Source organism: Streptomyces sp. NPDC059917 (assembly GCF_042730635.1).
In the GTDB taxonomy this organism is placed as follows: Bacteria; Actinomycetota; Actinomycetes; order Streptomycetales; family Streptomycetaceae; genus Streptomyces.
In genome coordinates this window covers 8,858-22,206 of record NZ_JBHWLC010000108.1, presented here as the reverse complement: position 1 = coordinate 22,206, position 13,349 = coordinate 8,858, and the positions used below count along the sequence as shown (strand labels likewise).

The 13,349-nt window shown below is 73.3% G+C and carries 9 protein-coding genes; 2 read left to right on the top strand and 7 right to left on the bottom strand.

The genetic code is table 11. The features are described 5' to 3' along the window. The first annotated feature begins 180 nt into the window (after window positions 1-180). Window positions 181-1,116 carry a MerR family transcriptional regulator gene (locus ACFWAR_RS36035; protein WP_385786871.1) on the top strand — a complete coding sequence of 312 codons (936 nt, stop codon included), beginning with the start codon at window positions 181-183 and terminating at the stop codon, window positions 1,114-1,116. A gap of 86 nt (window positions 1,117-1,202) precedes the next feature. On the opposite strand, the gene ACFWAR_RS36030 is transcribed toward ACFWAR_RS36035, so the two are convergent. From ACFWAR_RS36030 to ACFWAR_RS36020, 3 genes are all read right to left on the bottom strand, one after another. Beyond that, the gene (locus ACFWAR_RS36030; protein ID WP_385786868.1) at window positions 1,203-2,144 is read right to left on the bottom strand and encodes a 3-oxoacyl-ACP reductase; all 942 of its coding nucleotides are present in this window, start codon (window positions 2,142-2,144) and stop codon (window positions 1,203-1,205) included. 19 nt (window positions 2,145-2,163) lie between these two features. Further along, window positions 2,164-3,240 (bottom strand): Zn-dependent alcohol dehydrogenase, encoded by a 1,077-nt coding sequence (locus ACFWAR_RS36025; RefSeq protein WP_385786865.1) that lies wholly within the window; start codon window positions 3,238-3,240, stop codon window positions 2,164-2,166. A 72-nt stretch (window positions 3,241-3,312) separates the two neighbouring features. Next, on the bottom strand, window positions 3,313-4,167 hold the full coding sequence (locus ACFWAR_RS36020) for a MaoC/PaaZ C-terminal domain-containing protein (RefSeq protein WP_385786862.1): 855 nt from the start codon (window positions 4,165-4,167) through the stop codon (window positions 3,313-3,315). A 267-nt stretch (window positions 4,168-4,434) separates the two neighbouring features. Here ACFWAR_RS36020 and ACFWAR_RS36015 point away from each other — a divergent pair, with 267 nt between their 5' ends. Next, window positions 4,435-4,806, top strand: a complete 372-nt coding sequence (locus ACFWAR_RS36015) for a DNA-binding response regulator (protein WP_385786874.1) — start codon at window positions 4,435-4,437, stop codon at window positions 4,804-4,806. 32 nt (window positions 4,807-4,838) lie between these two features. Here ACFWAR_RS36015 and ACFWAR_RS36010 read toward each other — a convergent pair whose 3' ends face one another. From ACFWAR_RS36010 to ACFWAR_RS35995, 4 genes are all read right to left on the bottom strand, one after another. Next, window positions 4,839-6,029, bottom strand: a complete 1,191-nt coding sequence (locus ACFWAR_RS36010; RefSeq protein ID WP_385786859.1) for a lipid-transfer protein — start codon at window positions 6,027-6,029, stop codon at window positions 4,839-4,841. 11 nt (window positions 6,030-6,040) lie between these two features. Continuing rightward, window positions 6,041-8,173, bottom strand: a complete 2,133-nt coding sequence (locus ACFWAR_RS36005; RefSeq protein ID WP_385786856.1) for an acyl-CoA dehydrogenase — start codon at window positions 8,171-8,173, stop codon at window positions 6,041-6,043. A gap of 97 nt (window positions 8,174-8,270) precedes the next feature. After that, the gene (locus ACFWAR_RS36000; RefSeq protein ID WP_385786853.1) at window positions 8,271-11,105 is read right to left on the bottom strand and encodes a BTAD domain-containing putative transcriptional regulator; all 2,835 of its coding nucleotides are present in this window, start codon (window positions 11,103-11,105) and stop codon (window positions 8,271-8,273) included. Window positions 11,106-11,305: 200 nt separating this feature from the next. Continuing rightward, complete coding sequence (locus ACFWAR_RS35995; protein ID WP_385786850.1) at window positions 11,306-13,207, bottom strand: serine/threonine-protein kinase; 1,902 nt, start codon at window positions 13,205-13,207, stop codon at window positions 11,306-11,308. Window positions 13,208-13,349: the final 142 nt, after the last annotated feature.

Here is a 13,349-nt window from a genome sequence, read left to right as displayed (position 1 = left end):
GCACTGTATGGATACCGGGGACTGCACCAACAGGGGATGACCCCGCCCGAAACGCGCGCGGCGCGGGGGGCCCACCCCCCCCCCCCGGCGCCGCGCGCACCGCCTTCCCCGGTGGGGTGGAAGCACCGGTGGGGACGAGGGGCTTGAGTCTCCCGTGGGGGGAGGCGCGAAGGTGAGGGCATGGACGGCGACACGCTCTTCACGATCGGGGCCCTGGCCCGGCGGACCGGACTGACGGTCAAGACCATTCGGTTCTACTCCGACACGGGGATCGTGCCGCCGACGGACCGCAGCCCGACCGGCTACCGGCTCTACGACATCGGCGCACTGGCGCGGCTGGACCTGGTGCGCACCCTGCGCGACCTGGGGATCGACCTTGCCGTCATCCGGCGGGTGCTGGACCGCGAGGTCTCGGTGCCCGAGGTCGCGGCCGCGCACGCGGACGCCCTGGACGTGCAGATCCGCACACTGCGACTGCGGCGCGCGGTGTTGCGAGCGGTGGCCAAACGGGACTCCACCCCCGAGGAGATGGACCTCATGCACAAGCTCGCCAAACTCTCCGACGACGAACGCCGACGCCTCATCAGCGACTTCGTCGACGACACCTTCGGCGGGGTCGACGCCAACGCCGACTTCGTCGACATGATCCGCTCGGCCGCGCCCGAACTGCCGGAGGACCCCGAGCCCCACCAGGTCGACGCCTGGGTGGAACTCGCCGAACTCACCCAGGACCCCGACTTCCGCGCCGCCGTCCGCCGCATGGCGCGGTACCAGGCGGCCGAGCGCGCCCGGGGCGACGTCACCGGCCTGCACCACGAGCTCACCGAGGCCGTCCGCGACGGCGTCGGCCGCGCGCTCGACGCCGGCACCGATCCGGCCTCGGCCGGGGCCGCGGCCGTGGTCGACGCCCTCACCGCCCGTTACGCGCGGACCTTCGACCGCGCCGACGACGCCGCCTTGCGGCACTGGCTGCTGAACCGCCTGGAGGTCGCCGGCGACCCGCGCGCGGAACGCTACTGGCACCTGTTGGCCGTGATCAACGGATGGCCCGCCCAGCCCAGCCTGGCACCGGTGTTCACCTGGTTCACGGCGGCCCTGCGCGCCCACACCCCCTAGCGGGTGTCCTACGGCCGCCCGGACGGCTCCGGCCCGACCACCCCCCACCGGGGCGGTCGGGCCGGAGCGCTCGGGCCAGGGCGCCCCTAGTCGTGCTTGAGGCTGAGCACCTCCGTCGCGGCGAAGGTCTCGTTCGCGGGACGGGCCTCGTAGTGGGGGGTGAGGACCTCGTCCAGCTCCTCGTAGGAGAAGGACTCCTTCGTCGTGTCGAACTTCGCGGCCACGCGCGGGCGCTCCATCACCACCACGATCCCGCCGTGCACGACGAAGAGCTGCCCGTTCGCCTTCGCCGAGGCCGGCGAGGCCAGGTAGCCCACCAGCGGCGAGACGTGCTCCGGCGCCAGCGCGTCGAGCTTGCCCTCCTCCGGCACCTGGAAGCCGGCGAAGACGTCCTCCGTCATCCGGGTACGGGCCCGCGGGCAGATGGCGTTGGCCGTGACCCCGTACTTGCCCAGCGCCAGCGCGGTCGAGGTGGTCAGCCCGACGATGCCGCCCTTGGCCGCCGCGTAGTTCGGCTGCCCGGCGGAGCCGCCGAGGAACGCCTCCGAGGAGGTGTTGACGATCCGGCCGTAGACCGGCCCGCCCGCCGCCTTCGAGCGCTCCCGCCAGTGCACGGACGCGAAGTGCGTGGTGTTGAAGTGGCCCTTGAGGTGGACCCGGATCACCGAGTCCCACTCGGCCTCCGACATCGAGAAGACCATCCGGTCGCGCAGGATGCCCGCGTTGTTGACCAGCACGTCGAGCTTGCCGAAGCTGCTCACCGCCAGCTCGACCAGCTCGCGGGCCTGCTCGAAGTCGGCCACGTCACCGAGGTGCGCCACCGCCTGCCCGCCCGCCGCGCGGATCTCGGCCGCGACCTCCTCGGCCGGGGCGGCCGAGGCCTCGCCGGAGCCGTCGCGGCCCGGCTGGCCGAAGTCGTTGACGACCACGCTCGCGCCGAGGCGGGCGAGTTCGAGCGCTTCGGCGCGCCCGAGCCCGCGCCCGGCGCCGGTGACGATCGCGGAAAGTCCCTCTAGGGGGAGCGACATGGTGCTCTTTCCTCTCGGGTCAGAGTTCGATGCAGGTGCGCAGGGCCACGCCGGTGCGCATCTGGTCGAGCGCGTCGTTGACCTCGGCCAGCCGCACCCGGTGCGTGATCAGGCCCGCCAGGTCCACCCGACCGGCCCGCCAGAGGTTGATGGTCCGCTCGTAGGACCGCAGCACGTCCCCGCCGCCGTACATCGAGGGGAGGATCTTCTTCTCGTCGAAGAAGAGCGAGAACATGTTGATCGAGTAGTTGTCGTCGAGGGCGCCCGCGCCGACCACCACGACCGAACCGCCGCGCCGGGTCATCTCGTAGGCCGTCTGCGTGGTCTGGGACTTGCCGACCACCTCGAAGACGTAGTCGAAGCCCTCGCCCGCCGTGATCCGGTTCTTGGCGTCGGCGAACGCCTCCGGCGAGACCGCCTCGGTCGCCCCGAACCGCAGGGCCGCCTCGCGCCGCGACTCGACCGGGTCCACGGCGATGATCTGCGCCGCGCCCTGCACCTTTGCGCCCTGGATGACGGAGATGCCGACGCCGCCGCAGCCGATCACCGCGACCGAGGAACCGGCCTGCACCTTGGCCGTGTTGATGGCCGCGCCGAGTCCGGTGGTCACCCCGCAGCCGATCAGGGCGGCGATGTCGAAGGGGACGTCGTCGGGAATCGGCACGGCGCAGCCCGCCGGGACCACCATCTCCTCGGCGAAGGTGCCCGTACCGGCGAAGCCGAAGATGTCGCTGTCCCCGCGGCGGAAGTTGGGCGTGGCGACGTTGCCGAAGGCCTCCAGGCACAGGTGCCCCTGGCCGCGCTTGCAGGACGGACAGTGACCGCAGGGCGGCAGCCAGCAGACCAGCACCCGGTCGCCGATCTTGTGGCTGGTGACCCCGTCACCGACGTCCACCACCTCGCCCGAGCCCTCGTGGCCGGGGATGAAGGGCGCGGGCTGCGGCAGCACCCCGCTCATCGCGGAGAGGTCGGAGTGGCACAGGCCGGTGGCCTTGATCCGGATCTTCACCTTGCCGGGGCCGAAGCCCACGGCCTCCATGTCCTCGACGACTTCGAGCTTGTCCTGGCCTATCTGGCTCTGGAGTGCTGCGCGCACGGTGCGGCTCCTCTTCCGGTTCCGGTTCTCGCTCTGCTGCTCGATCTCTCGTTGCGCGTGCGCGATCTCTCGCTACGCGTGCTCGACGACCGTGTCCGCCAGGACCGGCGCGTCGTCCCGCTCGGCGGCGGTCACCGACACCAGGACCCGGCCCGGCTCCTGCCACATCCGCATCCGGAGCGTCTCGCCCGGGAAGACGATCCCGGCGAAGCGCGTGCGGTAGGCGCGCACCCGGCTCACGTCCCCGCCCAGGACCGTGTCGACGACGGCCTTGAGGGTCATGCCGTACGAGCACAGCCCGTGCAGGATCGGCTGGTCGAAGCCGGCCAGCTTGGCGAACTCGGGGTCGGCGTGCAGCGGGTTCCAGTCGCCGGAGAGGCGGTACAGCAGCGCCTGCTCCTCGCGGATGCGCCGCTCCTCGACGCGGTCGGGCGCGCGCTCGGGCGCCTCGCCGCGGACCGAGGGACCGCGCTCCCCGCCGAAGCCGCCCTCGCCGCGCACGAAGAGCTGCGCGTCGCTGGTCCACAGCGGGCCGTCGGCGTCGGCGACCTCGGAGCGCAGCACGATGACGGCCGCCTTCCCCTTGTCGTAGACGGCCGCGACCTTGGACGTCGACGTGGCCTGCCCCTTGACCGGGATCGGCCGGTGCAGCTCGATGGAGTGGCCGCCGTGCAGGACGGCGGTCAGGTCGACCTGGATGCCGGGAGCGGCGAGGCCCCCGAGCATGGCCATGCCCGCGCCCGCGACCGTGGCGAAGCTGGGCAGGACGTGGAGCTTGGACTCCAGGGTGTAGCGCAACTCGTCGGGGTCGGTGGCCGGCAGGCCGGCGCCGAGGCCGAGGTGGTAGAGCTGGATGTCCTTGTGGTCCCAGCCGATGTCCCCCACGCGGGGGTCGGCGGCGAGGGCCTTGGCGGCATCGATCGGCATTGAGGATGCTGCTCCTTGTTCATCGGCGTGCGTCGTTCCACGGAGTGGAAGACCTCGGTGCGACCGTCCGCACCGTCGGCCGCACCGAGGTCGTATGCGGGTCGGCCCGAACGCGTTCTAGAACGCGTTCTAGGACCGATGAAGGAATGTATAACGCACGTCCCAGTACTTGGGAAGACTCCTGACCTCTCGTCAGTTTCCCCTTTGGCCGGGTGTGTTCCCCGCCGGTGTGCGCTCCCGGCGACCTACCCTGACCCCGTGAACGAAATGCCCCGGGAGCACCGGCCCACCAAGTCCCTGCGGGTCCTGCTGGTCCCGCCGGACCCGGCCCTGGCCCTGCGGCTCGGCCTCCAGCCGGACATCGAGGTGGTGGCCGACGCGATGGCCCGCCCGGCGGTGGCCCTGGTGGAGGACCCGGAGGCGGTGGCCGCCGTGCACGAGGACGACCCGGAGTGCGCGGTCCTGGTCGTGACGGGCTCGGCCCACCCCGGCCTCCTGGACGCGACCCTGACCGCGGGCGCGGCCGGCCTGGTCCCCCGCGACCTCCCGATCGAAGCCCTGGCCGACGCCATCCGCCGCGCCTCAACGGGCGAAACGGTCATCGACCCGGCACTCGGGCCACATCAGCCCGAAAAATAGCCCCGCCGGCGCTTGAGGCGCCCCCGGAGGGCCTAAGACCTGCGCAGCAGCGTCACCACCGCCGCGCCCCCCAGCCCGATGTTGTGCGCCAGCCCGACCCGCGCCCCCGCCACCTGCCGTGCCCCGGCCTGGTCCCGCAACTGCCACACCAGCTCCGCCGCCTGCGCCAGCCCCGTCGCCCCCAAGGGGTGCCCCTTGGAGATCAACCCCCCGGACGGGTTGACCACCCACCGCCCCCCGTACGTCGTCGCCCCGCTCTCCACCAGCTTCCCGGACGCCCCGTCCTCGCACATCCCCAGCGCCTCGTAGGTCAGCAGCTCGTTGACCGAGAAGCAGTCGTGCAGCTCGATGACGTCCACGTCCTCGATGCCGAGCCCGGAGCGCTCGAAGACCTGCCGCGCCGCGGCCGCCGTCATCGGCTTGCCGACCACGTCGATGCACGACCCGGACGCGAAGGACTCCCCCGTGTCCGTGGTCATCGACTGCGCCACGATCTCGACCGCCCGGTCCCCCAGCCCGTGCGCCTCCACGAACCGCTCGGAGACCACCAGCGCCGCCGCCGCGCCGTCCGAGGTCGGCGAGCACTGGAGCTTGGTCAGCGGCCGGTGGATGGTTTTGGCGGCGAGGATCTCCTCGACCGTGTAGACGTCCTGGAACTGCGCGTTCGGGTTGTTCGCCGAGTGCCGGTGGTTCTTCGCGCCCACCGCCGCCAGCTGCGCCTCGGTGGTCCCGTACCGCTCCATGTGCTCGCGCGCCGCGTTCCCGAAGATCTGCGCGGTCGGCGGGGTCATCTCGAAGCCGTGCCCGGCGGCCATGATCCCGTAGTGCCGGGCCACCGGGGACGTCTTGAAGTCGCCGCCGTCCGCGCCGCCGCCCAGCGCGCCCCGCTTCATCTTCTCGAAGCCGAGCGCGAGGACGCAGTCGTTGATCCCGCCCTCGACGAACTGCCGGGCCATCATCAGCGCCGTCGAGCCCGTCGCGCAGTTGTTGTTCACGTTGTAGACGGGGACCCCGCTCAGGCCCAGCTCGTACGCCGCCCGCTGACCGGCGGTGGAGGCCTGGAAGCAGTAGCCCACCGGCACCTGCTCGACCAGTGCGTAGTCCACGCCCGCGTCGGCCAGCGCCACGCTCCCGGCCTCCTTGACCATGTCCCAGTACTGCCAGTCCCGCGACTCCGGCTTCTCGAACTTCGTCATGCCGACGCCCACGATGTACGACTTCATTCCGCTGACTCCTAGTCCCGGGGAAGGCCGAGGATGCGCTCGGCCACGACGTTGAGCTGGACCTGCGTGGTGCCGCCGGCGATGGTCAGGCAGCGCGACATGAGCACTCCGTGCACCGCGCGCTCCCCCGCCCCCTCGCGCACGGCCCCCGCCGGGCCCAGCAGTTCGAGCGCGAGCTCGGCGGTCCGCTGCTGGTGCGGGGTCTGGACGAGCTTGCGCACGGACGCGCCCGCGCCCGGCTCCAGCCCGGACACCTGCTGGAGGGTGGTGCGCAGCCCGATGCAGGCCAGGGCGTGCGCTTCGGCGGCGAGCGCGCCGATCCGGGCGCGGCCCGCGCCGTCGAGGTCGGCCGAGCGGGCGATGAGCGCTTCCAGGCCGGTGTCGAAGGTCATCTGGTCGGCCATGTGGACGCGCTCGTTGCCGAGGGTGTTGCGGGCGACCTTCCAGCCGCCGTCGGCCGCGCCGACCAGCGCGTCGGCGGGCAGCTCGACGTCGTCGAAGTACACCTCGTTGAAGAGGGCCTCGCCGGTGATCTCCTTCAACGGGCGTACGTCGATCCCCCGCGCCCGTTTCATGTCGACGACGAAGTACCCGAGCCCCTTGTGCTTGGGCGCCTCGGGATCGGTCCGGGCCAGCAGGATCCCGAAGTCGGCGCTGTGCGCGGAACTCGTCCACACCTTCTGTCCGTTGACCAGCCAGGTGCCCCGCTCCGTGCGCTCCGCCTTGGTCCGCAGCGAGGCGAGGTCGGAGCCCGCGCCCGGCTCGGAGAAGAGCTGGCACCAGGTGACGTCCCCGCGCAGGGTCGCCAGCAGGTACCGCTCGCGCTGCTCGGGCGTCCCGTAGGCGAGCAGCGAGGGCACCACCCAGGTGGCGATGCCGAGGTCGGCGACCTTGACCCCGGCCTCCTTCAGCTCCTGCTGGACGACGAGCTGCTCGACCGGGCCCGCGCCGAGCCCGTAGGGCGGGGGCAGGTAGGGCGCGGCGTAGCCGGTGGGGGCGAGCACCCGGCGGGCGGCGGCCGGGTCGAGGCCGCGCGCGTCCGCGATGGCGCTGCGGGCCCGCTCCCGGTGGGTCTCGGCCTCCGCCGGGAGTTCCAGGCGCAGTTCGCGCCGCGCCCCGCCGGCGGCGAGGCGCACGGCCCGCACCCGGTGACTGTCGCCGGAGCCGAGGAGCTGGCGGGCGACCAGCGCGCGGCGCAGGTAGACGTGGGCGTCGTGCTCCCAGGTGAAGCCGATCCCGCCGAGGATCTGGATGCAGTCCTTGGCGCAGGAGTAGGCGGCGTCCAGGGCGGTCCCGGCGGCCAGCGCGGCGGCGAGCGAGCGGACGTCGGGCTCCTCGTCCAGCGCCTGGGCCGCGTCCCAGGCCAGCGCGCGGGCCTGCTCCAGGCGCACCAGCATGTCGGCGCACAGGTGCTTGATCCCCTGGAACTGCCCGATGGGGCGGCCGAACTGCTCGCGCACCTTGGCGTACGCGGTGGCGGTGTGCAGCGTCCAGGCGGCGGTGCCGCAGGCGTCGGCGGCGAAGAGCGCGCAGGCCGCGTCCCGCACGAGGGTCGCGTCCAGCGGCAGCAGCCGCCCGGGCGGTACGGCGACCCCGCGCGCCCGCACCTCGGCGGTGGGCCGGGTCGGGTCGGCGCTCTCGTGGGTGCGGATGTCCAGCGCGGCGGCGTCCACGGCGAACCAGAGGGTGCCGTGCGCGGCCTCCGCGGCCAGTACGACCAGGTCGGCCTCGCCCGCGCCGAGCACCGGGGGCGCGGTCCCGTCGAGCAGGTGCCCGCCGCCCTCGACGGCCACGGCGGTCAGCGTCCCGGGCCCCAGCGCCACGGCCCCGACCCGCCCCTCCAGCGGCTCGGCCCCGGCCCGCTGGAGGAGTACGGAGGCCAGTGCGCTCGGCAGGAACGGCCCGGGCAGCGCCCCGCGCGCGGCCTCCTCGACCACGACGGCGAGGTCGAGGAGGGTGCCGCCCTCCAGGTGCGGCGCGAGCAGCCCCGATTCGACGAGCGCGTCCCAGTGGGCGGGCCGCTCCCCGGCCCGCGGCACGGTGTCGAGGAGCTTGCGCACTTCCTCGGGCGGCACGGCGCGCGCCACCCAGCCGCGCATCGCGTCGGCCAACTCCCGCTGTTCCTGTGTGATTCCGATGCCCATGCGCGGCAGAGTAGAACACGTTCCATTCTGACGGAAGGTCAGAAATGAAACGTGTTCTCCCATGCCCCCGGTCCGGCGGCCGGGGCTCGGGGTGGACTCAGAGCGCCGCCAGACTTCCCCTCAGCTCGGTGACCTTGGCGGCGTTGCCGGTCTTCGCGTAGATCGCGAGGGCCCGTTCCCAACAGGAGCGGGCCTCCTCGCCTTCACCCAGCCCGGCATGAGCGCCGCCGAGGTAGGTCAGGGTGCGGGCGAGGCCGTAGTCGTCACCGATCCGTTCCTGAACGGCCCGCGCGCGCCGGTAGGCGTCGATGGCCTCGGGAATCCGCGCGGCCGCCTGCAGCACCTCGCCCCGGGTGGAGAGGCCGACGGCGAGCCCGAAGTGGTCTTCGGTCGCCCACTGGATCGCCTCGGCCCGGGTCAGCACTTCGAGCGCGTCCGCGTGGTGTCCGAGCGCTCCCAGGGCGTCGGCCATGTTGTTCAACGTCGCGGCCGTCTGTTCCGGGACACCGGCCCTCTCGTAGTGCTCCAGGGCCTGCTCGTAGTGGTCGATGGCCTGGGGATGGTCCCCCAGGTCCCCGTACACGATGCCCATGTTGCTGAGGACCGAGGCGGCCTCCATCTCCCGGCCCGGTGTGCGCCGGTGGATCTCCACCGCCGCGCGGTAGTACGGGATGGCCGATTCCCGTGGAGCGCCCGAATTCTCGACCTGGTTGCCGAGGCCGTTGAGCATCCACGCCTCGCCGAACCCGTCCCCCGCCTCCCGGGCCGCCTCCAGGCCGATCCGGTGGGTGGTCAGCCAGGAGTCGTTCGACCCCAGCCGGTAGTAGGCCCACATCGCCGCCGCGAGTTTCCACGACAGGTCGTGCAGCCCCGCCCCGTGCGCCAGCCGTACGACCGCCACCGTGTTGGCCTCCTCCTCCCTGCACCACGCGAGCGCCTGCTCGTATCCGGCGAAGGAGGAACCGGGGTCCGTCCGGTCCAGCGGGACCCGCCGCGCGGTGGTCGCCAGCAGGCCCGTGGCCTCGTCGGCGAGGCGCAGGTGCCACATGACGAGCCGCTCGACCGCGGCCGCGCGGTCCTCGGGCGCATCGGTTCCCGCGCTGAGCTCGTGGGCCAGGGCCTGCACCAGACAGTGGAACTGGTAGCGGCCCGCCACAGGGGAGTCCAGCAGGTGCGCGTCGACGAGGTGCTCCAGCCGGTCCTCGGCGGCGTCCACGTCGCAGTCGAGCAGGGCGGCGGCCGCGGCGGCACCGAACGCTCCGCCCGGCAGCAGCCCGAGCAACCGGAAGACCCGGCGATTGTCCAGCGGACCGGCGCCCCCGCCGTCCTGCGCCAGCTGGTCGTAGCTCACCAGCAGGGCCGCCCGTACGTGCAGGTCCTCGGCGCGCAGCTCGTGCAGCGCGCGGCCGTGGACCGAGAGCCTGCGGGCGAGATCCTTCATGGTCCAGCGGGGGCGGGCGGAGAGCCGGGCCCCGGCCAGGCGCAGGGCCAACGGCATGCCGCCGCAGACGGCGATCACCTCGGCGGTGGCGGACGGGAAGGCGGCCACGCGTTCGGGGCCCGCGATCGAGGCGAGGAGTCGGCGCGCCTCGTCCTCGGAGAGCGCTCCGAGGTCCACGCGGGTCCCCGGCATGCTGTCCATCCTGCGGCGACTCGTCACCAGGACGGCGCTGGCCCCGGTCCCGGGAAGGAGCGGACGCACCTGCGCGGAGTCCGCGGCGTCGTCCAGGAGCAGCAGCATCCGCCGGTCGGCGATCAAGCTGCGGAACAGGGCGCCCCGGGCCTGCAACCCGCACGGGAGGTCCTCCGAGGCGGTCCCGAGATCGCGCAGCAGCCGCCCCAGGGCGATCTCCGGGGCCATCGGCGTGCCGGTCGTGCCGCCGAGTTCGATGAATATCTGGCCGTCGGGGAAGCGGTCCCGGACCCGGTGGGCGGCCTGGACCGTGAGCGTCGTCTTGCCCATCCCGCCGCCGCCCGCCACCCGGTGCACCAGGACGGTCGCACCCGTCGCACCGCCGTTCGCGCACCCCGTCGAGGCGAGTTCGTCGACGATGAGGCCCAGTTCCCGCTGCCGCCCGAAGAAGTCCGCTATGCCCGCCGGAAGTTGCCGCGGCACCGGGGACGCGCTCGGCTCCGAACGCCCCTCGGCCACGGGCGGCTGCGGCACAGGAGCGGCGAGCTGCGGATCCAGGGCGAGGATGCGCTGGTACAGGGCCGCGAGCTCCGGACCGGGTTCGACGCCGAGTTCGTCGCGGATGACCTGGCGCGCCGTGTTGTACGCGTCCAGGGCGTCCGCCTGCCGACCGTCGCGGTACAGGGCCAGCATGAGCCGCTCGTGCAGCGTCTCCCGCAGCGGATGCGCCGCGACCAGGTCACCCAGCTCGGTGGCGATGCCGTCGTGGCGGCCCTGGCGGAGTTCGGCGTCGTAGTGCCATTCGAGGATCTGCAACCGCATCTCCTCCCACCGCTCCGCGCAACCACCCGCCCCGGCCTGCGGCAGGTTGACGTCGCTCAACGGCGTTCCGCGCCACAGCGCGAGCGCCTCACGGGTGTGCGTCCCCACACCCGGCCAGTCACACAGCAACCGCGCGTCCCTGGCCTGCCGCATCCGGGCCTCGAAGGCGACGGAGTCCAGCTCGCCCTCGTGAACGCGCAGCAGGAATCCGTCAGGTGAGACCCGGATCCGTGACGGCGTCCCCTCGGACCCGTCGAGAACGCGTCGCAGGCGCGCCACGTGATTGTGGAGGGAGGCGTTGGCCGTCGCCGGAGGCGCTTCGCCCCACAGCATGGACTTCACGCTGTCCCAGGACACCAACGTGTTGGGACTCAACAGCAGAACCGCCAGCAGCGCACGGGACTTGGGTGCCGAGAGAACCCGCACCGCCCCGTCCGCGTCCTTCACCACGAGTGTTCCGAGCAGTCCGAATCGCATGTCGGCCGTCCTCTGGGCCCAGGCCGCCGGCACCCCCTCCGGCGGACTCGAGCCGTCATCCTAAACAGCGACAATCAGCCTTTCCACGAATATTCCGGGGCATGGGGGCGCTCGACGCCGCGGCGGAGGCGGAGGTGGAGGCGGGCGTCAACGGAGCGCCGGTGGCCGCGAGTTCGGGGCCACCGGGCCGGGCAGCCGGATCAGCGCGAGTAGAAGTAGCCGTCCCCGTGCGAGGGCCCCACGTTGTGCTGGATGCCGGACGGATCGCTCCTGGTGAAGAAGGAGGGGTCCAGGTTCCCGCAGAACTGGTTGTCCGACCGGGCCTGGTCCACCGTCGCCGTGCTGATGTTGATCCGCGCGCCGCCGTTGCTCGCCGAGGTCACCCTCGCCGTGTACTCGCAGTGCCCCATCTGGGTGCCGGCGATCATCCGGATCGACCCGGACTTCGCGATGACCACCGTGTCCGGCTGCCCGATGTTGAACTGGCCCGCGTAGTTCCAGGAACCGACGAAGTACGCGGGCACCGGCCCGTTGTCGGAGGAGCCCCCGCCGCTCGGCGTACCGGAGCCGCCGGGGTTCGAGGCGCCTCCCGCGGCGGCGCCACCGGCCGCCGCACCGGAGCCCTTGGTCGGGCCCGTGCCCGTACCGGCGGCCCCGCCCGGACTCCCCGCGCCCCCGCCGGGCGCACCCCCGCCGCCCACGGCCGCGCCGCCCGCCGCGGGCCCGCCCTGCGCGGCGCCGCCCTGCGCCCCGCCCGCCGCGGCCCCGCCGACCTGGCCCGGGGGCTGCCCCGGTACGGACGGCCCCGGGGACCCGGAGGCGCCCGGGCTCGGCGGGGAGGCCACCGCCCCCGAAGGGGAGCCGCTCCCGCCGCCGGGGACCACCGGAGCGCTCGCGGCCGGCGGCGACGCCTTGTCCGCGCCCCCGGCGCCGCTGCCGAAGGGCTGGATCAGCGCCACCGTGCCGCCGCCCACCGTGAACACCAGGACCGCCGGCACCGCGACCGTCCAACGCCGCCGCGCCTTGCGCTCGCCCCCGGGAGCCGTGCCCGCGCCCACCGGCACCACCACCGGCGGCGCGTCGGCCGCCTCCTTCTTCCGCAGGTCGACCGTGGCCCGGTCGGTGCCCGCGGCCTCCTCCCGCACGGGCGGCGCCGCCTCCGCGTCCAGCAGCTGCGCCGCCTGCTGCGCGAGGCGCGCCACCACCTTCGGCGGCAGCCAGGCCCCGCCGGACTTCTCCGGACGCACCCGCTCCGGGTCCGCCAGCAGCTCCGCCACCCCGGGCCGCTCCTCCACGTCCTTGACCAGGCAGCGGGCGATGAGCGCGCGCAGCGCCTCGTCCTCGACCGCCTCCAGGGCGGGCTCGCCCTCCACGATCTGGAACATCACGGCGTGCTGGTTGCTGGCCCCGTCCCCGAACGGCAGCTTGCCCGTGGCCGCGTACACCAGCACGCAGCCCAGGGTGAAGACGTCGCTCTTCGCCCCGGCCCGCTGCCCGCGCACCTGCTCGGGCGACATGAAGCCGGGCGAACCGATGGCCATGCCCGTGCTGGTGAGCAGCGACTCGACCGAGGTCTCCAGGGCGCGCGAGATCCCGAAGTCGATGACCCGGGTCCCCTCGACGGTCAGCATCACGTTCGAGGGCTTGAGGTCGCGGTGCACGATCCCGGCCGCGTGGATGTCCTTGAGCGCGCGCAGCAGCCCCTCGGCGAGGGCGTGCACGGAATCCACCGGCAGGGGTCCGTACCGGCGCACGATCTGCTCCAGCGAGAGCCCGGGCACGTACCCCGTGGCCACCCACGGCCGCTCCGCGTCCGGGTCCGAGTCGATCACGGGCGCGGTGTAGCGCTCGCCGACCTTGCCGGCCGCCTCGATCTCGCGCCGGAAGCGGGCCCGGAACTGCGCGTTCGAGACGTGCTCCTCGTGCACCACCTTCACCGCGACGGTACGACCGCTCTCGGACCGGGCCAGGTACACCCGCCCCATCCCACCGGCCCCGAGCCGCCCGAGCAGCAGGTAGGGCCCGATCCTCGTCGGATCCTGGGCCGCGAGCGGCTTGATGCCCCCGTCGACGTTGTCGTCACTGTTCAACGCGATGCCCATGCTGCCCGCCCCCGGTGATCCCCTGTGGTCGTGGGGGGGGGGGGCGGCCCCCGCCCCCCCCCCCCCGGGGGGGGGGGGGGGGGGGGGGGGGGTAAGCACGCGCGGGGGGGGAAAAAAAAAAAAAAACCAACCCACCAGAGGG